Raw genomic sequence first — 22201 nt, 5'->3', positions numbered from 1 at the left:
TCTAGAGCCCCTTGGTCCTGATCGTGATCGTGCTGCCCTCGGGGGCCTGGGAGCCGCCCTCCACGGACTGGCTCTCGATGGTGTCGCTGAAGGAGAGGAACGGGCGGTCCACCTTGACCTCGAACCCGGCCGACTCCAGCCTGTTCCTCGCGTCGTCGACGTTCTCGCCGGTGACGTCCGGGACCGGCAGCATCCGTGGGCCCTTCGAGACGGTCAGGGTGATGGTGTCGCCCCGCGCGGCCTCGCTGCCCTCGGCGGCGGACTGCTTGGCGACCGCGCCCTGCTCCTCCGGGGAGTTGATCTGCTCGGCGGCGATCTTCACCTTGAAGCCTGCGTCCTCCAGCTCGGCCTTCGCGCCTTCGACCGGCTCGCCCACGACCCCCGGGACCTCCACCGGAGAGCCCTTGCTCACGACCAGCGCCACCGCCGAGTCGGGCTTGCGTTTGGTCTCGGCGGCCGGATCCGTACGGATCACCGCGCCCTGCGGGACCTCGTCGCTGAACTCCCGGCTGACGATGCCCGGGGCCAGCCCGGTGTCCTTCAGCTGACGTTTGGCCTGGGCCAGCGGTATGGCCGTGACGTCCGGGACCTTCACGATCTCCGGGCCCCGGGAGACGGCCAGCGTCACCGACCCGTTGCCGCGGATGCGTGCACCGGATGCCGGATCGCTGTTCATCACCGTGCCGCGCGCGAAGGAGTCGCTGAAGCCGCGCTCGACCGCCTTCACGTCCAGCCCGGCGTCGCCGAGCCGCTTCCTGGCCTCCTGCTCGGTCTGGCCGAGGAGGCTCGGGACGCGGGTGAACTGGCCGGAGTTGATGTACCAGACGCCTGCGCCCAGGCCGAGGGCGAGCAGGACGGCGGTGACTACGGCGATCATCGCGCGCCGGGGACGGCGGCCTGCCGGGGCCGCCGGCGCGGGAGGCCCCACGGGCGGCATCTCCAGCCGGCTGGTGTGGTTGACCTCGCGGTTCTGGGCGAATGCGGCCCCCTGGATACGGACGGCCCGGGGGATCACGCTCGTCCGGTCGTCCGAGGTGCCGTGCTCCTCGCCACGGGCCTGCGGCGGCACCGCGTCGAGCTGCGCGTCGGTCAGAGCCGCACGCGCCTCGCGGGCCCGGCCGAGCAGCGTCACCGCGTCGTGCGGACGGATGCCGGGATTGCGGGCGGTCGCGCTCGCGACCAGTTCGTCCAGCTCCCAGGCCAGCCCGGGGACGGCGGCCGAGGGCGCGGGCACGTCGTCGTGCAGATGCCGGTAGAGCACCTGGGCGGGGCTGCCGCCGGTGTGGGGCTTGGCGCCGGTCAGCATCTCGTACAGGACGACACCGCAGGCGTACACGTCGACGCGGGTGTCGGTGGCGCCGTTCTCGATCTGCTCGGGGGCGAGATACGACACGGTGCCGAGGACTGAGCCGGTGGTGCTCGTCACCGTGTCCACGGCCCGTACCAGGCCGAAGTCGGCGACCTTGACCCGGCCGTCGTCCCCTATCAGGACGTTCTCCGGCTTCATGTCGCGATGCACGAACCCGGCCCGGTGGGCGGCGCCGAGGGCCGCCAGGACCGGCTCCAGGATGTCGAGAGCCGCGCGGGGCTGGAGCGCGCCGCGCTCGCGCAGTACGTCACGCAGGGTGCAGCCGGCGACGTACTCCATGGCCAGATAGACGTACGGCCCATCCGTGCCCTGGTCGTAGACCCCCACCACATTCGGGTGGGAGAGCCGGGCCACGGACTTGGCCTCGCGGATGAACCGGTCCACGAACGACGTGTCGGCGGCCAGCGCCGGGTGCATCACCTTCAGCGCGAGGATGCGGTCGAGCCGGGTGTCCAGGGCCCGGTAGACCGTGGCCATGCCGCCGACGGCGATGCGCGCGTCGATGCGGTAGCGGCCGTCGAGCACGCGCCCGACGAGCGGGTCCTGAAGGGTCGTATCCACGCAGGAGAGTCTACGAGCGGCCGCCGACAGCGCTCACCGGGTGCACAGGCCCGCCGCAGGACTGAAGCCGACCTGTGACACCGGTGGTGGGAAACACCCTGGCTCAGAAGGCGGGCCGCTCCGGGTCCAGCGCCGCCATGCCCGCTGCCGGTGACGACGCCTGCGCGAAGTGCCGGCGCGGAATCCGGCCGGCCCGGTACGCCAGGCGGCCCGCCTCCACCGCGTGCCGCATCGCCTCCGCCATCAGGACCGGCTCCTGCGCGCGGGTGACCGCCGAGGCCAGCATCACCGCCGCGCAACCCAGCTCCATGGCGAGCGCCGCGTCGGACGCGGTGCCGGCGCCCGCGTCGAGGATCACCGGTACCTTCGCGCGCTCCGTGATCAGCTGGAAGTTGTGCGGGTTGCGGATGCCGAGGCCGGAGCCGATGGGGGAGCCGAGCGGCATGATCGCCGCGCAGCCCACGTCCTCCAGCTTGCGGGCGAGGACCGGGTCGTCGTTCGTGTATGGCAGGACGGTGAAGCCGTCGTCGACCAGGATCTCCGCCGCGTCGAGCAGCTCGACCGGGTCGGGGAGGAGCGTGCGCTCGTCGGCGACGACCTCCAGTTTGATCCAGTCGGTGCCGAGCGCCTCCCGGGCCAGCCGGGCGGTGAGTACGGCCTCACCTGCGGTGAAGCAGCCCGCGGTGTTCGGCAGGACGCGGATGGAGAGCTTGTCGAGGACGGAGAGGACCGATCCCTGGACCGTGGGGTCGAGGCGGCGCATCGCGACGGTCGTCAGTTCGGTGCCCGAGGCGACGAGGGAGCGTTCGAGCACATCGAGGCTGGGCGCGCCGCCCGTCCCCATGATCAGCCGGGACGAGAACGTGGTGTCGCCGAGGGTGAGAAGGTCGTCGGCCATGGCGGTTCAGCCTCCCTGGACTGCGGTGAGGACCTCGACGCGGTCGCCGTCGCCGAGTGGGGTGGCGGACCACTGGCCGCGCGGGACGACCGTCTCGTTGACGGCGGCGGCGACTCCGGAGTGGGCCTGGGTGAGGGTCGAGACGAGAGCGTCGAGGGTGGTTCCGCCGGGGATCTCGCGGGGCTCTCCGTTCACGGACACGGACACGGACACGGACACGGACACGGACACGTGCGCGGACGCGGTCGTGGTCATGCGGGCTGCTCCTCACGCGCGAGAGAGGACACGGGAGAGGGGACGGGCGAGGGGACGGGCGAGAATCGCCGGGGGCTGAACGGGCGGGCCACCTCAGGGAGTTCGCCGGTGGTCAGGACGGCGGCCATCGCATCGCCGGTGACGGGCGTCAGCAGCACGCCGTTGCGGTAGTGCCCGGTGGCGAGGTGCAGGCCGGGCAGGGCGGTGGGGCCGAGCAGCGGCGCGTTGTCGGGGGAGCCGGGGCGCAGGCCGGCCCGGGTCTCCGTCAGCGGCAGCTCGGTGATGCCGGGCACCAGCTCGTGCGCGTCGCGCAGCAGCTCGTACACGCCGCCGGCCGTCACGGTCGTGTCCCAGCCGAGCTCCTCGCTGGTCGCGCCGACGACCAGCTCGCCGTTCGTGCGCGGGACCAGATAGACGTGGCTGCCGCGTACGACGGCCCGTACGGTCCGGGTGAGGAACGGGGCGTACGGGCGGGGCACGGTCAGCCGCAGGACCTGGCCCTTGACGGGACGCACGGGCGGCAGCACCTCGGCCGGTACCCCGTCCAGCCGGCCACTGAAGCTGCCCGCCGCCAACACCACCTGGTCGGCGGGGAGCGCGGCGCCGTCGTCCAGTACGGCCCCGCAGGCCCGGTCGCGTACGACCGTCAGGTGCGCGACCGTGGCGCGGTGGAAGACCACCCCGGCCCGCTCGCACGCGGTCAGCAGGGCGGCGGCGAGCCGGCGCGGGTCGACCTGGTGGTCGCCGTCCACGCGCAGGCCCCCGCGCACGCCGGGCGCGAGCATCGGCTCCAGACGGCGGCACTCGCGCCCGGTGAGCCACTCGGACTCGAGGCCGCAGCGGTGCTGGAGGGCATGGAGTTCGCGGAGGTGGGCCCGGTCGTCCGCGTCGAGCGCCACGGCGAGCGTGCCGCAGGCGCGAAAGCCGATGTCCTGGCTGCTCTCCTCGGCGAGTTCGGCCGCGAAGGCCGGATAGCGCTGCGCGGAGGCGAGATTGAGCCCGAGGAGGGTTTCCTCGCCGTAGTGGAGTTCGGTGACGGCGGCGAGCATGCCGGCCGCCACCTGGGCGGCTCCGCCGCCCGGATCGGGGTCGGCGACGGCGGTGCGCAGTCCTCGCCGGGCCGCCCGCCAGGCCGTGACCAGGCCGATGATTCCGCCCCCGATGACCAGGACGTCGGATCCGTCGGATCCCTTTCGAGATGCGTGCATGGGCGTCCAGCCCCTCCCTTCGCCGGCATGACCCGGATCAGGTTCGTACGGTCGGAGGCCGCCCCAGCCTCCCTCTCAGCCCGGTGCGTCCGGACTCCCGCGAGTGGTTTTCGTTGGCCAGAGTAACCTCCGGAGTCGGCGCGCAGTAAGGGAGCAGGGCAGCCGCCGGCAGCTGGTCGGTCGCCTCTCTTCCTGACGTTTTGTCAAATGCGTAAGGTGATCGGGTGACCGAGCAGAGGCAGGCAGAGCAGCGCATCGTCGTCGTCGGCGCCGGGATGGCCGGTGTGCAGACCGCCGTGGCGCTGCGCGAACTGGGTTTCACCGGGCCGGTCACGTTGCTGGGGGCCGAGCCGCACCAGCCGTACGACCGGCCGCCGCTGTCCAAGGCGGTTCTGCTGGGCAAGGCCGAGGGGTCCGCGTTCGACGTGGACTTCGAGGAGCTGTCGATCGGCCTTCAGCTCGGCCGCGAGGTGACCGGCCTGCGCCCGGAGGCGCACGAGATCGACACCCCGGATGGTTCCGTCCCGTACGAAGTCCTGGTCATCGCCACCGGCGCGGAACCGATCACGCTGCCCGGCGGCGAGGGCGTCCCGGGGGTCCATCTGCTGCGCACCCTCGACGACGCGGAGCGGCTGCGGCCGGTGCTCGCCGAGCAGCACGAGATCGTGGTCGTCGGGGCGGGCTGGATCGGTGCGGAGTTCGCGACGGCTGCCCGGGAGGCCGGCTGCGAGGTGACCGTCGTGGAGGCAGCCGACCGGCCGCTCGCCGGTGCGCTGCCCGCAGAGGTCGCGGCCCCCATGGCCGGCTGGTACGCGGACAGCGGCGCGCGCCTGCTCACCGGGGCGCGGGTGGCGGGGATCGAGCCGGGCGCGGTGGTCCTAGCCGACGCCGAAGGGACCCGGCTCGCCGCCGGAGCGGTGGTCGTCGGGATCGGCGCCCGGCCGGCGACCGGCTGGCTGGCGGGATCGGGCATCGCGCTCGGGGCGGACGGTTCCGTCACCGCCGACGAGCGGCTGCGCACCTCGCTGCCCGACGTGTACGCGGTGGGGGACTGCGCCTCCTTCCCGTCCGGGCGCTACGGCGAGCGGCTGCTCGTCCACCACTGGGACAACGCCCTGCAGGGGCCGCGGACGGTCGCCGCCAACATCATCGCGGGGGCGGCCGGCGGGGTGCCGGAGGTCTACGACCCGGTCCCGTACTTCTGGTCGGAGCAGTTCGGCAGGTTCGTCCAGTACGCCGGCCACCACGGCGCCGCCGACACGATGGTGTGGCGCGGGGATCCCGCCGGGGCCGCCTGGTCGGTCTGCTGGCTGAAGGAGGGCGCGCTCGTCGCCCTGCTCGCCGTGGGCCGGCCGCGCGACCTCGCCCAGGGGCGCAGGCTCATCGAGGCCGGGATGCATCTGGATCCGGTGCGGGCCGCCGACCCTTCCGTACCGCTGAAGACCGCCGTCCGCTGACGGCTGCGGCTTGCAGGTGGATGGGGGCTTGCCGGTGGATGGGGGCGACACGCCCGGGCGACGCCCCTTCCGCCCTACCCGGCTACCCACTGTCAGTCCGGGATGGCAGGCTTGTCCCGTGACCGAGATTGACGCAAAGATCGATGCTCTCGTCCCCGCCTGGCTCAACCTTCCCGACATCGCGGAACTGCTCGATGTCGAGGTGACGCGCATCCGGCAGCTGGTCAAGGAGGGCCAGCTGATCGCGGTGCGCCGTGGTGAGAACCGGGTGCTCCAGGTGCCCGCCGCCTTCATCAGCGACGGGAAGGTGGTCAAGGGCCTTTCGGGGACCCTGACCCTCCTGAGGGACGACGGCTTCAGCGACGAAGAGATGCTGGAGTGGCTCTTCACTCCCGACCCGACCCTGCCGGGCACACCGGCGCAGGCCCTGAGCGAGAATCGCGGCACGGAGGTGAAGCGCCGCGCCCAGGCGCTCGCCGTCTGACCCGATCCGACACTCTTGCGGTGTACGGGCCGGCCTGCCCGGCCCGTACACCGCCCACCACGGGGGGAACGTCTCCATGTCATCCGCACGCTCCGCCGCGCGGTCCACCGCACGCGCCCTGCTGTCCGACGCCCGGCTGTACCTGTGCACGGACGCGCGCAAGCGCCAGGGGGACCTTTCCGAGTTCCTGGACGCCGTGCTGTCCTCCGGCGTGGACATCGTGCAGCTGCGCGACAAGGGGATGGAGGCGGGTGAGGAGCTGGAGCACCTCCAGGTCTTCGCCGACGCGTGCCGCAGGCACGGCAAGCTGCTCTCCGTCAACGACCGCGCCGACGTCGCGCACGCCATCGGCTGCGAGGTGCTGCACCTGGGGCAGGGCGACCTTCCGGTCCCGGCCGCGCGGGCGATCCTCGGCCCGGATGCGCTGATCGGCCGTTCCACGCATGCCGAGTCCGAGGTGGACGCGGCAGTCGGGGAGGCGGGCGTGGACTACTTCTGCACCGGCCCCTGCTGGCCCACCCCGACCAAGCCGGGGCGGTACGCGCCGGGACTCGGCCTCGTGCGGTACGCGGCCTCGCTCGGCCAGGAGCGGCCCTGGTTCGCGATAGGCGGGATCGACGCGGGCAACCTGGACGAGGTGCTGGACGCGGGTGCCCGCCGGGTCGTCGTCGTACGGGCGATCACCGAGGCGGACGATCCGGGTGCGGCGGCGGCGGAGCTGGCCAAGCGGGTCGCGGCGCGGAGCGCGTAGCCGTCTCAAGTGTGTCCAATGGGTGGACGGAAACCAGACAAAGCGTGCGTATCAGCTGGAATTCTTGGGGCTGCGCGCGAGCCCTGGCTAACCTTCCCGTATGGCCCTAGGCACCGCTTCCACCAGGACGGACCGAGCGCGCACGGTCCGTGATCTGCTTGCTTCCGGCAAGCAGTCCTACTCCTTCGAGTTCGCCGCCCCGAAAACCGAGAAGGGCGAGCGGACGCTGTGGAATGCCATCCGCCGCATCGAGGCCGTCTCACCGACCTTCGTCTCCGTGACGTACGGCGCGGGCGGTACGTCCCGTGAGGGCACGGTCCGCGCCACCGAGCGCATCGCGACCGACACCACCCTCACCCCGGTCGCCCACCTCACCGCCGTCAACCACTCGCTCGCCGAACTCCGCAATGTCATCGGGCAGTACGCGGACGCCGGGATCAGGAACATGCTGGCGCTGCGCGGCGACCCGCCCGGCGACCCGCTGGGCGACTGGGTGCCCCACCCGGAGGGCGTGACGTACGCCGCGGAACTGGTTGGGCTCATCAAGGAGTCGGGCGACTTCTGTGTGGGCGTCGCCGCATACCCGGAGATGCACCCGCGGTCCACGGACTGGGACACAGATGTCCGCCACTTCGTGGACAAGTGCCGCGCCGGGGCCGATTTCGCCATCACACAAATGTTCTTCTACGCCGAGGACTACCTGCAGCTGCGTGACCGGGTGGCCGCGGCCGGCTGCTCGACGCCGATCATCCCGGAGATCATGCCGGTCACCAACGTCCGCCAGATCGAGCGGTTTGCCCAGCTCAGCAACGCCGCGTTCCCGCCCGAGCTCGCGGAAAGGATCCTCGCTGTAAAGGACGACCCGGCCGCTGTACGCTCGGTCGGGATCGAGTACGCGACGGAGTTGTGCGCGCGGTTGATGGCGGAGGGCATCCCCGGGCTTCACTTCATTACGCTCAACCACTCCACGGCGACGCTCGAAATCTACGAGAATCTGGGCCTGCACCAGCGGGCCTGACCGGTCGTGTCCCAGGGGGCGGCGGCCGTACGAGAGGGGCGTACATGGGCTGGACGGTCCTCTACATCGCGTTCGGATTCGTCGCGCTGTGGCTGCTGGGCGAGGTACTGCTGCAGTACAAGGCGCGGCTGCGCTGGCGGCTGCTCGCCTTCTTCGGCTTCCTGGGTGTGGTCGTCGGGGTACTGCTGGCCTCGGTGATCGTCATCGGGGTCGGCGCCATCGCCTTCGCGATCGGCCAGACGTACGTCACCCTCTCCTTCCGCCGCGGCTTCTCGACGGGCTGGGCGATCGGCGGCAACCCCGGCGCGAGCCGGCGGCGAAGGTCCGGCGGTGACCCTGCCGCACGCCCCGAGCCCACGCTCGAGGTCTCGGACCTCGCGTACGAGCCGGTGCCCGAGGCGGAGGCGGAGGCGGAGCGCGTGCCCGGCCGGGAGACCGCCGAGGCGGCGGACGTGTATGAACCGCAGCCGCTGCCGGACGAGACGGGGCAGTACGGCGTCTACCGCGACTCGGCGTTCGCGACGGCCGCGCAGAACGAGCAGAACGGCGGCTACGACGCCAACGCGTCGGCCTACGCCGGCTACTACGACCCGCAGGGCCAGAATCAGGACGCCTACTCCGGGCAGTACGACTACGGGACCGGCCAGCAGCAGTACGCCGCGTACTCCGACCCGTACATCGGCACCCAGCAGTACAGCCCGTACGACTACGGCACGGGCCAGCAGCAGTACGCCGAGCCGTACGCCCAGCCCCAGTACAGCGAGACCCCGCCGGGCGGCGTGTGGGTCCCGCAGCAGCGCGACGGCGAGCAGCCGTACGCCGCGGGCGACGAGCAGGGCTACCCGTACCAGAACGGGCAGAACGACGGCCAGGACACCGGCGACTACAACGAGCAGTACCGGTACTAGGCCCAGCGGTATGTACTAGCCAGGCCCTGTCCGGCTCACTGCGAGCCGCGGAAGCCGGCCCCCTCCACGATCAGGCCGGCGACGAGCGCCCCCGACATCCCGGCATGTGCCAGCCCGCCGCCTGGGTGGGCGAAGCCGCCCGCGAAGAGCAGCCCCGGCAGGGGTGACCGGTTGTCCGCCGGCAGGTAGTCACCCCCCGCCCCCGCCAGCGCGGGCGCGGGCACCTGGCGCAGGCCGGTCTCGCGCAGGGTGTCGTCCGGGGTGCGCACCTCACGCCACAGCAGCCGCTCGCTCAGGCCGGGTACGGCGGCGGCCGCCGCCGCAAGGACCCGGTCCGCGAAGCGCTCGGTGGCACCCGGCTCGCTCCACAGGCTGTCCGCCGACCACAGGTCCCCGGCCGGGACGACGGTCGTCAGTGTGACCGACTCGTGCTCCTCGGGGTGGAGGGTGGGATCGTCCGGGCGCAGCACGGTCACGGTCGGCCGCTCGGGCAGGCGGCCGTCGAAGACCGCGCCCAGTTCGGCGGACCGGTCGGCCGCGTGCACCACGGTGCGGTGCACCGCGTCGCCGGGCCGGGCTCCGCTCAGCGCCACGCACACCACGAACCGCCCGGTCGCGGGGACCGCCGGTACATGGTGCTTGTAGAGGGCCGGGACAGGGGCGCCGGGGACAGGGGCGCCCGAGACGACGAAGTCCGCCTCGGCGACCGCGTCCGTACCCCCAGCCAGTTCCACGCCCGCAGCGCGGCCGTCCTTCTCCCGTACGCCCGTCACCTCGGTGCCGAACGCGAACTCGACCCCGCGGGCCAGGCAGCGTTCGTACAGCGCCTGCGCGAGCGCCCGGATCCCGCCGCGTACGTACCAACTGCCGAAGGTCTGCTCCATGTACGGGAGCACCGCCGCCGCGGCCGGCGCGCTGCGGGGATCGAGGCCGTACGCCAGCACGCCGCTCTCCAGCACGGCCACCAGCCGGGGATCACCCAACTCGCGCTGCGCCACCTCGGCGAGCGTCGGCGGCCGGCGCCGCAGCAGCCCGCTCCCGCGCACCGCCGGATACGGATCGCGGCCCAGCGCCTTCCGGTCCGCCCGCAGCGGCTCCTCCAGCAGCGGTCTGCGGGTCGCGTCCCAGGCAGTCCGGGCGCGGCCCAGGTAGGCGCTCCAGCGCTCGCCGGCGCCCGCGCCCAGCACCTCGTCCAGCGCGGAAGCGACGCCTCCGCGCGAGGCGTTGGGCAGCGAGACCTCCGTGCCGTCGGGGAAGACGTGCCGCACGGCCGGGTCCACCTGGGTCAGCTCGACACACCGCTCCAGCGGCTCCTTGCCCGTCTTGACGAACAAGTCGCGGTAGACGGCAGGCAGATGGAGCAGCCCCGGCCCGGTGTCGAAGGCGAAGCCCTCGCGCTCGAACCGGCCGACCGAGCCGCCGTACGTGCCGGAGCGCTCGTACACCGTCACCCGGTTGCCTGCCACGGCCAGCCGGGCGGCCGCCGCCATCGCGCCCATCCCGGCGCCGATCACCGCAATACGTGCCATGTCAGCGACCTTATCGGCCACCTCCGACAGTTCAGCCAGGTGGCCAGGAGCTGCCGGCCGCCAGCCGTTTCTCCTCGCGTCGCTGCGCCCTGCGGCGCAGGAAGCGGCGGATCCGCGAGGCGAGGAAGACCAGTATCACGATGCCGAGCACGAGCAGAACGCCCGCGATGATCGCCGCCGCCTCCGGATTGAATATCGCGAAGGTGATGATCCCGGCGACCCCGAGGTCCTCGGCCGTGCTCATCAGGAAGTTGCTCGTGGGCTCGGGCGAGGTGTTGATCGCCATCCGCGTGCCGGCCTTGACGAAGTGGCTCGCCAGCGCGGTCGAGCCGCCCACCGCGCCGGCCGCCAGGTCGGACAGGGACCCGCTCTGGCCGGCCAGGAGCGCGCCGACGACCGCACCCGACACCGGCCGGATCACGGTGTGCACCGAGTCCCAGGCCGAGTCCACGTACGGGATCTTGTCGGCGACGGCCTCGCAGAGGAAGAGCACGCCCGCGACGATCAGGACGTCGGTGCGCTGCAGCGACTCGGGCACCTCGTCGGTGAGACCGGTCGCGCCGAAGACGCCGAGGAGCAGGACCACCGCGTAGGCGTTGATCCCGCTGGCCCAGCCGCTGGTGAAGACCAGGGGGAGTACGGACACGGACGTGATCGTAACCAGTTGGCGGTCACCGGTCCTGAGGTTGAGCACGTAGGACTGAGTATCCGTACCCAGCGGTGGAGATGAGTAGCTGTGCGGATGGGCCCGGCCTGCGGGGGACGGAAGAGTGGAGGCCACGGAAGGGGAGCGACGCCGGCACCGCCGACACGGGGCGGCGGAAACGGCGTGGCACCCCTGACGGCCACGGGGGGACACGGGGAAAGCGCCAGGTCGGCGGGGCTCGGGGGGATCGAGCCTCGCCGGCCCGGTGCCGTTTCGCTTCCGTATGCGTTCCGTATGCGTTCCGTATGCGTGGCGTGGCGTGCCGTGGACCGACCGCGCCGACGCCGTCGCCCGGAGGACTACCCCCGCCCGCTCACCCGGCCGTGCAGCAGCCGCGACAGCGCCGCGTGGACATCGTCGATCGACCGCTCCCGCTGGAACGCCTGCCAGTCGAGCGCCGCCACCAGCACCATCCCCACCAGCGCGGCGGCCGTGAGCGGAATGTCGATCTCCGCGCTGAGTTCGCCGTTGTCGATGGCCTCCCGCAGCACGGTCTCGACCACGGCCACCGCCTGCTGCCGCACCACGAGGAGCGTGGACTGCCAGGCGCGGTTGGTGCGCCAGAGTTCGGCCACGTACAGCTGGGTGAAGGCCGGATAGCGGTCGATGAAGACCAGCCCGGCCCGGATCATCGCGTCCAGCGCCTCGACCTTGGTGCCGCCGCGCTTCTCCGTGTCGTCGGCCGAGGCCTGGAGCGAGGCGGTGAGCAGCCCGACGCCGTGCCGCAGCAACTCCTCGAACAGGACGGTCTTGCTCGCGAAGTTGTAGTAGACCGTGCCCTTCGCGACCCCGGCCCGCTCGGCGATCTCGTCCACCGTCGTCGCGGAGAAACCCTGCTCGGCGATGAGCGTGACGGCCGCCTCGTAGAGCTTCTGCCGGGTGGCCTGCCGTCTGGTGCTGCTGCTGTCCATGACGTCGATTCTCACAGGCTCAGCTCCGGGTGCAGGCGGTCGAGGGTCCATACCTGCCTGCGCCGGGCCGACCACGCGGTGAGTGCGAGCGCCCCGGCGGTGAAGGCGAGCAGCACCACCGAGCCCTGCCAGACCGGGCCGAGACCGCCGCCGGTGATGAGCCTGCGGAGCCCCTCGACCACGTACGTCATGGGCAGGAAGGGGTGGATGGCATTGAAGAAGCCCGGACTGGTCTGTACGGGGTAGGTGCCGCCGGCCGAAGTCAGCTGGAGCATCAGCACCGCCAGGACGAGGATCCGGCCGGCCGCGCCGAAGCGGGCGTTGAGCCACTGGACGATGGCGGCGAAACAGCCGGTCACCAGGACCAGGAAGCCGACCGTTCCGGCGGCCCGTTCCATCTGCAGGCCCAGCCCCCAGTGCAGTACGGACATCAGGGCCCCGACCTGGAGGACGCCGAGCGCGGCGACGGGCAGCCAGCCGGCGAGCGCGATCCGCCAGGCGGAGGCGCCGGCGGCGAGCGCGCGCCGGTTGAGCGGCTGGATCAGCATGTACGCCACCATGGCGCCCACCCAGAGCGAGAGCGGGATGAAGTACGGGGCGAAACCGGTGCCGTAGTTGGGCGCCTTGTGCAGCGACTGGGAGGCGAGCCGCACGGGATCGGCCATGACCTCGGTGCGCCGGTCGCGCTCGCCCTCGTCGTAGTCGGGGATCTTGGCGGCTCCGTCGTGGAGCCCGCCGGCCAGGTCGCCCGAGCCGCCGACGAGTTTGAACAGCCCGCCGTCGAGGCTGTTGGCACCCGTGGTGAGCTTGCCGATGCCGGCGTCGAGGTCGCTGGCTCCGGTCTTGGCGGACGTCAGCCCGGTGTGGAGCTTGTCCGCGCCCTTGGCGACCTCCTTGGCGCCGGTGTTGAGCGCGTTGATCTTGGCGACGGCCGCGTCCAGGTCCTCGCCCAGGGTCGGTGCGCGGTCGGCGAGCGCCTGGGCCTGCTTCTGCAGCTTTTCCAGGTGGTCGTCGAGCTTCTCCATGTCGCCCTCGTAGCCCTGGACCACCTTGTTCACGTCCTTGGCTACCTTGGCCGAGTCGGCGGCGGCGTCCTTGGCCCGCTTCAGCTGGGGGCAGGCCGGGTTGGGCACGAGCGCGTCCACGCAGAGATCCTTGTGGACGGCCGCCAGGTCGTCGGCGGCCTTGCGGGAGGCGGTCTCCGCGATCGGGGCGGCCGTCACGAGGGCGCCGAGGTTCTTCCGTACCGCCTGCGAGGAGTCCGCCACCATCTGGGCGGTGTCGCCGATGGTCTTGTCGTTGTCCTTCAGGAACGGGCCCACCTTCGCCGCGGTCCCGTTGACCTTGTCCGCGAGCTTCTGGGTGCCGGCGGCCACCTTCTTCGCGCCCGTCTCCAGATCGCCCGCGCCGGTGTCGAGCTTTTTGACGCCGCGCGACAGCTTGCCGCTGCCCTCCTTGGCGTCCGCCAGGCCGGTCGCCAGGTCCTGCGAGCCCTTCTTGGCCTTCCCGATACCGCTCTTGAGGGTGTCGGCACCCTTGGCCGCCTTCTCGGTCGCGCCGTGGATGTCGGAGAAGTTGATGAAGATCTTGTCAAGGAACGAGCGGGAGGCGTCGGTCGAGGCGGCGGTCCGCACCTCGGAGAACACCGTCCGGGAGATCTGGCCGACGATGTAGTTGTTGGCGTCGTTCGTACGCACCTGGAGGGCGCCGGTCTCGGGGGAGTCGCCCGAGCTGGAGGCGATACGGCTGCTGAAGTCGGACGGCATGGTGAGGGAGAGGTAGTACGCGCCCTCCTCGACGCCCTCGCGGGCCTCGGCGGCGCTCACTTCGTGCCACTCGAAGACCTTGCTGTCGTGCAGCCCCTCGGTGATCTCGTCACCGGCCCTGATCTTCTTCCCGGCGGCGACGGCGCCCTTGTCGTCGTTGACGAGGGCGACGGGTATCCGGTCCAGGCGCCCGTACGGGTCCCAGAACGACCACAGATAGAGCGCGCCGTACAGCAGCGGCAGCAGCAGGAGCGCGGCGAGTGCGGCTCGTGGCAGCTTGCCCCTGCCGAAACGCTTCAGCTCAAGCGCGGCCAGTTTCGGCGATCGCATCCGCCGCCCCCTTCTCGTCGGTGTCGGTGACTTCGGTGACTTCGGTGACTTCGGTGTCGGCGTCGCGCGCCGGCTCTTCAGTGGCGCTCCCGCCCGTCGAGACCCGCACCGCGCCCTCGGGTGCTTCGCTGCACACGGCCACGACCGTCGTCCCGTTCGCGGCGACGGACCTCAACAACGCCCAGGCCTCCTCGCGTTCCGCGTCGGAGAGCTTCATGTCGGCGTCGTCGACGGCGAGCAGCCGCGGGCCGCCGATCAGCGCGAGAGCCACCGACAGTCGCAGCGCTTCGAGCCGCTCCAGATCGCGCACGGAGGTGCGGGGCCCCTTGGGCAGCGCCTCAAGTTCCAGGCCGGCGGCCGCCAGTGCCGCGTCCACACGCTTGCGGGCCTCGGCGGTGCGCTCGGCGCGCGGCCGCAGCAGCGTACGTACCGAACTCCCGAAGCGGCGCTGCAGCAGGGCGCGTTCGCGAAGGTGCTCGCCGACGGTCAGGGCCGGGTCCAGATCGGTGACCCCGGACACCGGTCCCAGCGCGCTGATCCGCCGTACGGCGGCCATCCGCTTCGGCAGGTGATGGCCCGCGATCTCGGCCCCGCCCTCGCCTGGCCGCATCCGGCCGGTGAGCGCGAGCAGCAGGCAGGTGCGGCCGGAGCCCGAGGGGCCCTCGATGGCGATGAGCGACCCGGGTTGCGCGTCGAGACACACACCGCGGAAGGCCCAGCCGCGTGGGCCCTTCAGTCCGAAGTCCTCGGCCGTGACGGCTGCGCCGTGCGGACTGTCCACGAACCCTCCCCCAATATTTGAACTGACCAGTCAGTGCAGAAACTACCACCGAACTTGCGATCGAAGAAAAAGTCCTGGTCAGGGCGGATTGTCAGTGGTGGCCTCCACGATGGACACATACGGCCACAGAGCCGTCACACGACGACAGGAGGTTCGTCATGGCCAGTTCGTCCGCAGCCGCCGCCCGTCGGCGCCGCGCCACCGGCCCTGCACCCTCACTGACCGGTCCCGCGAGCGATGTCCATCCCGTGCTGCGCCGTGCCACCGCCCCGCCCGCAGCCCTCGACCTGCTCGCCCAGGCACGTACCGGACTCGAAGAGGCCGCCGTCCTGGACTTCCCGAACGAGCGCTACGCCACCGCCCACCTCGCGGCTCTGCGCACCGCCGCCGCCGTACTCGCCGCGCGCGGCCGCCCCGAGACCAGCCCGCGCCGGCGCCAACGCATCCGAAGCGCGTGGGAGGTCCTCCCCGAGATCGCACCGGAACTGACCGAGTGGAGTGCCCTGTTCGCCTCGGGAGCCCAGCGCAGGGCCCGGGCGGAGGCAGGCATACGGGACGCGGCGAGCAGCCGCGACGCCGACGATCTGCTGCGCGACGCGGCCATGTTCCTTCGCCTGGTGGAAAGGATGCTGGTACTTCAGCCGGTACTGCCACAACCACGTGCGGAGCGGCCCGACGCGGGGTGACTTGGCGGGCGGCGGGAGGCAATAGGGTGGACTGCGCAGTTCACCGTTCGAGCCCCGCCGCCCGCGGCGGCACCGCGCCGAGGAGTCATCTGTCGTGTCGGACCGTCCCCGCCCCCGCTCCTCCCTCCGTACCGCCGTGGTGTGGGAGGTGCTCAAGGACGCCCTCGAGCGCCGGGTCAAGGCGACCGGGCGAGATGTCCTGGACGTTCTCGACACCGGCGGCGGTACGGGCAACTTCGCGGTGCCCGTCGCCAGGCTGGGCCACCGGGTCACGGTGGTCGACCCGAGCCCCAACGCGCTCTTCGGGCTGGAGCGCCGGGTCGCCGAGGCCGGGGTCGCCGACCGGGTCCGCGGGGTCCAGGGCGATGTCCAGGGGCTGCTCGACGTGGTCGAGCGCGAGGCGTACGACGCGGTGCTGTGCCACGGCGTCCTGGAGTACGTGGACGATCCGGCCGAGGGCGTGCGCAACGCTGTCTCGGCCCTCCGCCCCTCCGGCACCCTCAGCCTGCTCGCCGCGGGTCTGGGCGGCGCCGTACTCGCCCGGGCACTGGCCGGTCACTTCACCGACGCGCGGCAGGCGCTCACCGACCCGGCCGGCCGCTGGGGCGAGGGCGACCCGGTGCCCCGGCGCTTCACCCCGGAGCAGCTCACCGCACTGGTCGGCGACGCAGGGCTGGAGATCGGCGCGGTGCACGGCGTACGGGTCTTCGCCGACCTCGTCCCCGGTGTTCTGGTGGACACCGAGCCGGGCGCGGTGGATGCCCTGCTGAAGCTGGAGATGGCCGCGGCGGAGCTGCCGGCCTTCCATTCCGTCGCCACCCAGCTGCACGTTCTCGGTGAGAAGCGCGGCTGATCAGCGGCGCAGTCGCAGATGGAGTACGCCACAGGCCCCCCGATCAGCCGCCTCGCGCCGTATGATCGGGGGACACGGTCCGGCATGACGGATCGGAGGTTGGGGAATCAACGCCTCAGCACCCGAATCGCTGTGACGTCCGGTTTGGCGAATTGGCGTAGAGGGGCGGGTTTCACGGGGGCGATTCCCTGCCTATCCTGAAGGGGACCCCCCGGTCGTTACCCGCGACCGACGGATGAGGAGGACTCCCGTGCCGCTCTCGGAGCACGAGCAGCGAATGCTCGAGCAGATGGAGCGAGCGCTGTACGCCGAAGATCCCAAGTTCGCGACAGCGCTTGAGGGAAGCGGGCTGCGTACGTACACCCGGCGACGGGTCTACCAGGCGGTCGCAGGCTTCCTGGTGGGTATCGCGCTCCTCATGGCCGGAATGGTCGCACAGCAGATCTGGGTCAGCGTGGTGGGGTTCCTCGTCATGCTCGGCTGCGCAGTGCTTGCGGTCACGGGCTGGCGCAAAGCGCCCAAGCCCGGGGAGCAGCCTCAGGCCGGCGCAGGGACGCCGCCGGGCGGCACGGCCACGCGCCGGCAGGCCAGGCAGCGCCGCTCGATGATGAACCGCATCGAGGAGCGGTGGCAGCGCCGCCGCGAGGAGGGCCACTGAGCAGCCCGATCAGATGTGAGTGAGGGGAGACCGCCTGAAGGCGGTCTCCCCTCACTCGTATCCCCCTAGCCCCGCTGCCGCAGCGGCCGTCGGAGGTCCGCCGTCCACCGCTCGACGCGCTGCCCGGCATCGGCCAGACGGCCGGTGACGCCGGCCCACTGCTCGGAGAGTACCCAGAACCACCCGGGCAGCCGAGCGGGGCGCCAGCAGGGCCCGCAGGCGGGTCCCCAGGCTCAGTCCCGCCCAGAGGCCGGCGCGTACCCGCCGCACATCGTCGGCCAGTCCCATGACCGGCCGCGGCGCGGGCGCGTAGAGCGCCTGTTCGACGGCGGCGGCCACCCGGTGGACCGCCTCGGCGGCCTCGGTGTCCAGCCGTCCGATCCTGACGATCCGCGCCGCCGCCTTCCGCGGCGACTGCGCCTCATCGGGCAGGATCCCGAGGTCCCAGGCCGAATCGTTGACCTCCTGCCAGGCCGCCAGCGTCCGGGCGGCCGCGTCCGCCGGGGCGCGCCCGTCGGAGCCGCCCAGCCGCCGCGACCGCAGCTGGATCCGCCACAGCATGGGCAGCAGCGGGATCAGCAGCGCCACCAGCACCAGAGGGACGACCCACAGCAGGGTCAGGAACAGCCCCGCCCACCCGGAGTCGGTCGGACCGCCACCGCCCACGGCCTGGTCCGGGCCGCACTCCAGCTGCCGCTGCAACTGCGGGCTGCAGCTGCTCGACCCCGAGGGCGCGGCCGACGGCGCGGCCGACTCGCGAGGCGTGTCCGTGGCCGGGCTGGAGGGCTGTCCGGACGGAGTCTGGGGACGCGTGTAGTCCGGCGTGCTGCCACGCGACGGGGTCGGCTCGAAGCGGGTCCAGCCCACTCCCTCGAAGTACAGCTCTGGCCACGCGTGCGCGTCCCGCAGGCCGATGGACATACTGCCGTCCGACTCCGGGGTGCCGGCCGTGAAGCCCACCGAAACCCGGGCGGGGATCCCCAGCGTCCTGGCCATCGCCGCCATCGAGAAGGAGAAGTGGACGCAGAACCCTTCCTTCTGCTTCAGGAAGTTGACGATCGCGGTCGATCCCGTGCCCGACCGCACCTTGGTGTTGTACGTGAAGCCGCCGCTGGACGCGAACCAGTCCTGGAGCTTCACCGCCTTGCCGTAGTCGTCCGTGGCGCCGTCGGTGACCTTGAGGGCAGTGCTCTTGACGATCGCCGGCAGTGAGTCCGGCACCTTGGTGAACTGCCGCTCCAACTCGGCCGGTGGCCGGGCGGCCCCCGCCAGCTGCTGCGCGCTGGGCCGCACGACCAGGTTCTTGACCGTGTACTGCACGCCACGCGTGGACTGGCCCCGGTCGCCCACCAGCGTCCGGCCGGTCGGCTCGAACCGCCAGCGCCCCTTGATGTCCACGTCCGAGGCGGGATAGGGCATCGGCAAGTACGTCTGCCCGTACCAGCCGGCCGCCGAGATGCTGCTCGTGACCTCGGTGGTGGCGACCGAGCGGCTCAGCCCAGGCGGATCCGGCAGCTTGTCCGGCACGTCGGTCAGCCGACGCGTCGACGTCTTCCACTCGGTGCCGTCGAACTGGTCGAGCGCCACGATCCGGATGTACTGGTCCTGCACCCGCTCGGCGTTCGTCCGGTAACGCAGCACCTCGCGGTCCTCGGGGGTGTTGAGGCTGTTCTGCAGCGAGACCAGCGGGTTCACCGCCGAAATGGTGCCGCCGCCGGACCCCGACCCGGGCCCGTCGCCCGTTCCGTCCAGCAGCCCGCCGTCCAGCGCGGGCAGCGCGGCGGGCACCACCAGCGCGATGCCGAGGGCGACCGCGCCGATACGCCGGCCCGTACGCACCGGGGCCAACGCGGCGCCGCCGCCCGACTCGAGCCCGGCCGCGACCCGGCCCGGTGCGCGGGCCGCGCCGCCGAAGACCCGGCCCCACGCCGAGAGCCGGTCCCGGCCCTCGGCCAGGAGCAGCAGCAGATAGCCGGCGGCCGCCAGCACGAACCACAGCCAGCTCGCGCCGCCCTGCGTCAGCCCGGCCGCGACCGAGTAAAGCGCCAGCAGCGGCAGCCCGGCCGGGGCCGCGCTGCGGAACGTCACCGCGATCGCGTCGACCAGCAGGCCGATGAGCAGCACCCCGCCGACGAGCATCAGCCGGATGCCGTCCGTCACCGGCGCCGGTATCGCGTACCGCCCGACGTCATCGGCGCCCGAGGACAGCAGGTTCCCGAAGGCCTGGAAGGCGTCCGGGCCGGGCAGCACACCGATGACGGCCTGGTCCCCGACGAAGATCACGGTGAGCAGCAGCAGAGTCACCAGGCCCTGGGCTGCGACCGTCAGGAACCGGGCCAGCGGCACCCGCCGGGCCAGAGCGCCCACGCCGCTCTGCACGGCCACCAGGAACCCGGCCTGGATGATCCAGGTCGCCGGATGCACCAGCGGCAGCAGGGCGCACGCCGCCAGCACCGTGGCGGCAAAGGCGCACAGCGCCAGCCTCGCGCGACCGCTCATGACCATCCCCCCGACGTACCCGTGAGTCCGCCCGCCACGGCACTGGACAGCGAGGCGGAACCCGCCTGCCGCCACACGTCGGCGAACGACGCCCCCGGCGGCACCGAGACGGCCGTCCAGCCCACTTCCCGCAGCAGCCGCAGCCGCTTCTCGACCGGTCCGGACACCGCCGCGGCGGAGCCGTGCATCCAGCTTTCGCTGTCCAGTACGAAGGCGACCGCGCCGCCGCTGCGCTGCCGCATCCTGGCCGCCATGGCCGCCTGCTCCTCGTCCAGATCGCCGAAGAAGGCGACCAGCAGTCCTTCGTTCCCGCTCCGTATGACGTCGTACGCCCGGGAGAGCCCGGCGCCGTCGGAGTGGTCGATCACCGCGAGGGTGTCCATCATCAGACCGGCCGCGTCGGCCGACTCCTGGGTGGCACCGGCGAAGCCGCCGGCCCCCTCGCTCGGCACGGCATTGCCGGTGTCGGTCAACAGCCGTACCGAAAAGCCTCGTTCGAGCATGTGAACCAGGACGGAAGCCGCCCCCGACACCGCCCACTCGAAGGCCGAGTCCGGTCCCGCGCCCTGGTGCGCGATCTCCCGGGTGTCGAGCAGAACCGTGCAGCGCGAGCGCTGCGGCTGCTCCTCGCGGCGCACCATCAACTCGCCGTAGCGCGCGGTGGAACGCCAGTGGACCCTGCGCAGATCGTCGCCGTGCCGGTACCCGCGCGGGATCACGTCGTCCTCGCCGGCCAGCGCCAGCGAGCGCTGTCGCCCCTCGCCGTACCCCGATGACTCGCCCGTGAGTTTCACGGGCGGCAGCGGCTCGGTCCGCGGGATCACCGTCAGGGTGTCGTACGCGCTGAACGCCCGGGTCAGCTCGCACATGCCGAACGGGTCCGTGAGCCGCAGCTGAAGCGGCCCCAGGGGATAGCGCCCGCGCAGGTCGGACCGCACCCGGTACGACACCTCGCGCCGGCCGCCCGCCTCCACCCGGTCCAGTACGAACCGGGGCCGCGGCCCGAGCACGTACGGCACCCGGTCCTGGAGCATGAGCAGCCCGGTGGGCAGCCGGGAGACGTTGTCCATCCGCAGGTGCACCCGCGCCTCGGAGCCCGCGGGCACCCGGCTCGGCGCGAGCCGCCTGCTGCCGGAGACTCGGTGGCGGGTGCGGTGCAGGACGTACGCGCAGACCAGCGGCAGCACCGCCAGGAACAGCCCGACCCGGAGCAGGTCGCTCTGGCCCAGGACGTACGCGCAGATCGCCGCGGCGACACCTGCGGCGAGGAAGGAGCGCCCTCGCGTGGTCAGGCCGGTGAGCGCCGCACGCAGACCGCCCTTGTCCTCGTCGGCCCGGGCCGCGGGCCCGCCGGCCGCCATCAGAAGCCCCGGGTGCCCGGCGGCTGCTGGCCGTACGCCGGAGCGACGGCCCGCGGCGCGACCGCCGCCGGCTGCTGAACTCCCCGGGCGGAAGCAGTCGGAACGGGCGTGCGCTGGAGGATCTCGGCGACGACCTGTTCTGCGGTACGGCGGTTCAGCTGGGCCTGCGCGGTCGGCAGCAGCCGGTGGGCGAGCACCGGCGCGGCCAGCGCCTGCACATCGTCGGGCAGGACGTACTCCCGCCCGCTCAGCGCCGCGGAGGCCTTGGTCGCACGCAGCAGATGCAGGGTCGCGCGCGGCGAGGCCCCGAGTCTGAGGTCCGGGTGGGTGCGCGTCGCGGAGACGAGATCCACCACGTACCGCCGGATCGGCTCGGCGACGTAGACCTCGCGCACCGCCTCGATCAGCTTGACTATGTCGTGCGCGTGCGCGACGGCCTGCAGGTCGTCGAGCGGTGAGACCCCGCCGTGCACGTCGAGCATCTGCAGCTCGGCCTCGGCGCTGGGATAGCCGACGGAGACGCGGGCCATGAAGCGGTCGCGCTGCGCCTCGGGGAGCGGGTACGTGCCCTCCATCTCGACCGGGTTCTGCGTGGCGACCACCATGAACGGGCTCGGCAGCTCGTACGTCTGCCCGTCGATGGTGACCTGGCGCTCCTCCATCGACTCCAGCAGCGCGGACTGCGTCTTCGGCGAAGCGCGGTTGATCTCGTCGCCGATCACGATCTGGGCGAAGATCGCGCCCGGCTTGAACTCGAAGTCGCGCCGCTGCTGGTCGTAGATGCTCACACCGGTGATGTCCGAAGGCAGCAGGTCGGGTGTGAACTGGATGCGCTGAGCGGAGCAGTCGATGGACCGCGCCAGCGCCTTGGCGAGCATGGTCTTGCCCACGCCCGGGACATCTTCGATGAGCAGATGGCCTTCGGCCAGCAGCACAGTCAGCGAAAGCCGTACGACCTCCGGCTTGCCTTCGATCACACCCTCCACCGACCTGCGGACACGCTCCGCTGTGGTGGTCAGATCAGTGAGGCTCGCTCGATCGTCATAGGTCGTCACCCGGCCCTCCTCGGCCCGTTCCAGGGCCGACGCCATTACGAGCGACCGGCCCACCGCGAAACACGGACACCACCCCCGGACGGTTCCGGAGGGATGTCACACCCCGCATTCTTGTTGCCGTTACCGCTTCGTGTCACTCGCCTGTGGATAAGTGAGT

19 protein-coding genes, 1 pseudogene and 1 riboswitch are annotated in these 22201 nt (G+C 72.1%); of the genes and pseudogenes, 8 read left to right on the top strand and 12 right to left on the bottom strand.

From position 1 onward, the window contains the following. Position 1: 1 nt before the first annotated feature. From pknB to thiO, 4 genes are all read right to left on the bottom strand, one after another. The gene (pknB, locus tag NLX86_RS04265) at positions 2-1930 is read right to left on the bottom strand and encodes a Stk1 family PASTA domain-containing Ser/Thr kinase (RefSeq protein WP_254370214.1); all 1929 of its coding nucleotides are present in this window, start codon (positions 1928-1930) and stop codon (positions 2-4) included. Positions 1931-2033: 103 nt separating this feature from the next. After that, positions 2034-2828: a thiazole synthase gene (locus tag NLX86_RS04260; protein WP_254370213.1), complete on the bottom strand. Its 795-nt coding sequence runs from the start codon at positions 2826-2828 to the stop codon at positions 2034-2036. Positions 2829-2834: 6 nt separating this feature from the next. Continuing rightward, a complete protein-coding gene (gene thiS / locus NLX86_RS04255; protein ID WP_254370212.1) occupies positions 2835-3083 on the bottom strand; it encodes a sulfur carrier protein ThiS in 249 nt (82 codons plus the stop codon). Beyond that, positions 3080-4291 carry a glycine oxidase ThiO gene (gene thiO, locus NLX86_RS04250; protein ID WP_254370211.1) on the bottom strand — a complete coding sequence of 404 codons (1212 nt, stop codon included), beginning with the start codon at positions 4289-4291 and terminating at the stop codon, positions 3080-3082. The genes thiS and thiO overlap by 4 nt, the downstream gene beginning before the upstream one ends. Next, positions 4289-4402: riboswitch (TPP riboswitch) on the bottom strand. It overlaps the preceding gene by 3 nt. Before the next feature lie 164 nt (positions 4403-4566). Between thiO and NLX86_RS04245 the strand changes: the two genes are divergently transcribed. The 5 genes from NLX86_RS04245 to NLX86_RS04225 all read left to right on the top strand — a co-directional run bounded on the left by NLX86_RS04245 (position 4567) and on the right by NLX86_RS04225 (position 8909). Further along, on the top strand, positions 4567-5748 hold the full coding sequence (locus tag NLX86_RS04245; protein ID WP_302060953.1) for an FAD-dependent oxidoreductase: 1182 nt from the start codon (positions 4567-4569) through the stop codon (positions 5746-5748). A 118-nt stretch (positions 5749-5866) separates the two neighbouring features. Beyond that, positions 5867-6232 carry an Rv2175c family DNA-binding protein gene (locus tag NLX86_RS04240; RefSeq protein WP_254370209.1) on the top strand — a complete coding sequence of 122 codons (366 nt, stop codon included), beginning with the start codon at positions 5867-5869 and terminating at the stop codon, positions 6230-6232. Between the two features lie 76 nt (positions 6233-6308). Beyond that, complete coding sequence (thiE, locus tag NLX86_RS04235) at positions 6309-6983, top strand: thiamine phosphate synthase (RefSeq protein ID WP_254370208.1); 675 nt, start codon at positions 6309-6311, stop codon at positions 6981-6983. A gap of 100 nt (positions 6984-7083) precedes the next feature. Continuing rightward, a complete protein-coding gene (gene metF / locus NLX86_RS04230) occupies positions 7084-8001 on the top strand; it encodes a methylenetetrahydrofolate reductase [NAD(P)H] (protein ID WP_254370207.1) in 918 nt (305 codons plus the stop codon). A 44-nt stretch (positions 8002-8045) separates the two neighbouring features. Next, positions 8046-8909, top strand: a complete 864-nt coding sequence (locus NLX86_RS04225) for a hypothetical protein (protein ID WP_254370206.1) — start codon at positions 8046-8048, stop codon at positions 8907-8909. Between the two features lie 35 nt (positions 8910-8944). Here NLX86_RS04225 and NLX86_RS04220 read toward each other — a convergent pair whose 3' ends face one another. The 5 genes from NLX86_RS04220 to NLX86_RS04200 form a co-directional block, all read right to left on the bottom strand. Beyond that, positions 8945-10438 (bottom strand): NAD(P)/FAD-dependent oxidoreductase, encoded by a 1494-nt coding sequence (locus tag NLX86_RS04220; protein WP_254370205.1) that lies wholly within the window; start codon positions 10436-10438, stop codon positions 8945-8947. A gap of 31 nt (positions 10439-10469) precedes the next feature. Then, complete coding sequence (locus NLX86_RS04215; protein ID WP_254370204.1) at positions 10470-11084, bottom strand: DUF4126 domain-containing protein; 615 nt, start codon at positions 11082-11084, stop codon at positions 10470-10472. Positions 11085-11443: 359 nt separating this feature from the next. Continuing rightward, complete coding sequence (locus NLX86_RS04210; protein WP_254370203.1) at positions 11444-12055, bottom strand: TetR/AcrR family transcriptional regulator; 612 nt, start codon at positions 12053-12055, stop codon at positions 11444-11446. 11 nt (positions 12056-12066) lie between these two features. Next, on the bottom strand, positions 12067-14151 hold the full coding sequence (locus tag NLX86_RS04205) for a YhgE/Pip family protein (RefSeq protein WP_254370202.1): 2085 nt from the start codon (positions 14149-14151) through the stop codon (positions 12067-12069). Continuing rightward, positions 14123-14932, bottom strand: a complete 810-nt coding sequence (locus NLX86_RS04200) for an ATP-binding cassette domain-containing protein (RefSeq protein ID WP_254370201.1) — start codon at positions 14930-14932, stop codon at positions 14123-14125. Before NLX86_RS04200 ends, NLX86_RS04205 begins: the two co-directional genes overlap by 29 nt. Before the next feature lie 158 nt (positions 14933-15090). On the opposite strand from NLX86_RS04200, the gene NLX86_RS04195 reads away from it, so the two are divergent. The 3 genes from NLX86_RS04195 to NLX86_RS04185 all read left to right on the top strand — a co-directional run bounded on the left by NLX86_RS04195 (position 15091) and on the right by NLX86_RS04185 (position 17129). Then, the gene (locus NLX86_RS04195; RefSeq protein ID WP_254370200.1) at positions 15091-15618 is read left to right on the top strand and encodes an SAV_6107 family HEPN domain-containing protein; all 528 of its coding nucleotides are present in this window, start codon (positions 15091-15093) and stop codon (positions 15616-15618) included. Between the two features lie 94 nt (positions 15619-15712). After that, positions 15713-16471 (top strand): methyltransferase, encoded by a 759-nt coding sequence (locus NLX86_RS04190; protein ID WP_254370199.1) that lies wholly within the window; start codon positions 15713-15715, stop codon positions 16469-16471. A 250-nt stretch (positions 16472-16721) separates the two neighbouring features. Next, positions 16722-17129 carry a DUF3040 domain-containing protein gene (locus NLX86_RS04185; RefSeq protein WP_254370198.1) on the top strand — a complete coding sequence of 136 codons (408 nt, stop codon included), beginning with the start codon at positions 16722-16724 and terminating at the stop codon, positions 17127-17129. 65 nt (positions 17130-17194) lie between these two features. Here the strand turns inward: NLX86_RS04185 and NLX86_RS04180 are convergent. The 3 genes and pseudogenes from NLX86_RS04180 to NLX86_RS04170 all read right to left on the bottom strand — a co-directional run bounded on the left by NLX86_RS04180 (position 17195) and on the right by NLX86_RS04170 (position 22044). Beyond that, positions 17195-19628: pseudogene (locus NLX86_RS04180) on the bottom strand (transglutaminaseTgpA domain-containing protein). Further along, complete coding sequence (locus NLX86_RS04175; RefSeq protein ID WP_254370197.1) at positions 19625-20989, bottom strand: DUF58 domain-containing protein; 1365 nt, start codon at positions 20987-20989, stop codon at positions 19625-19627. The pseudogene NLX86_RS04180 and the gene NLX86_RS04175 overlap by 4 nt, the downstream one beginning before the upstream one ends. Then, entirely contained in the window at positions 20989-22044 is a 1056-nt protein-coding gene (locus tag NLX86_RS04170; protein WP_254370196.1) for a MoxR family ATPase, read from the bottom strand. Before NLX86_RS04170 ends, NLX86_RS04175 begins: the two co-directional genes overlap by 1 nt. Positions 22045-22201: the final 157 nt, after the last annotated feature.

The sequence above is a fragment of the Streptomyces sp. A3M-1-3 genome (genome assembly GCF_024213665.1).
Classification (GTDB): Bacteria; Actinomycetota; Actinomycetes; order Streptomycetales; family Streptomycetaceae; genus Streptomyces.
Note: the sequence above shows the minus strand (reverse complement) of the source record. Positions and strands in the feature narration are given on the sequence as shown.

Coding starts and splice junctions, on each gene's coding strand:
- NLX86_RS04260 (WP_254370213.1), bottom strand. CDS start 2,828: ATGGCCGACGACCTTCTCACCCTCGGCGACACCACGTTCTCGTCCCGG.
- thiS (WP_254370212.1), bottom strand. CDS start 3,083: ATGACCACGACCGCGTCCGCGCACGTGTCCGTGTCCGTGTCCGTGTCC.
- thiO (WP_254370211.1), bottom strand. CDS start 4,291: ATGCACGCATCTCGAAAGGGATCCGACGGATCCGACGTCCTGGTCATC.
- NLX86_RS04245 (WP_302060953.1), top strand. CDS start 4,567: ATGGCCGGTGTGCAGACCGCCGTGGCGCTGCGCGAACTGGGTTTCACC.
- thiE (WP_254370208.1), top strand. CDS start 6,309: ATGTCATCCGCACGCTCCGCCGCGCGGTCCACCGCACGCGCCCTGCTG.
- metF (WP_254370207.1), top strand. CDS start 7,084: ATGGCCCTAGGCACCGCTTCCACCAGGACGGACCGAGCGCGCACGGTC.
- NLX86_RS04225 (WP_254370206.1), top strand. CDS start 8,046: ATGGGCTGGACGGTCCTCTACATCGCGTTCGGATTCGTCGCGCTGTGG.
- NLX86_RS04220 (WP_254370205.1), bottom strand. CDS start 10,438: ATGGCACGTATTGCGGTGATCGGCGCCGGGATGGGCGCGATGGCGGCG.
- NLX86_RS04210 (WP_254370203.1), bottom strand. CDS start 12,055: ATGGACAGCAGCAGCACCAGACGGCAGGCCACCCGGCAGAAGCTCTAC.
- NLX86_RS04205 (WP_254370202.1), bottom strand. CDS start 14,151: ATGCGATCGCCGAAACTGGCCGCGCTTGAGCTGAAGCGTTTCGGCAGG.
- NLX86_RS04195 (WP_254370200.1), top strand. CDS start 15,091: ATGGCCAGTTCGTCCGCAGCCGCCGCCCGTCGGCGCCGCGCCACCGGC.
- NLX86_RS04175 (WP_254370197.1), bottom strand. CDS start 20,989: ATGGCGGCCGGCGGGCCCGCGGCCCGGGCCGACGAGGACAAGGGCGGT.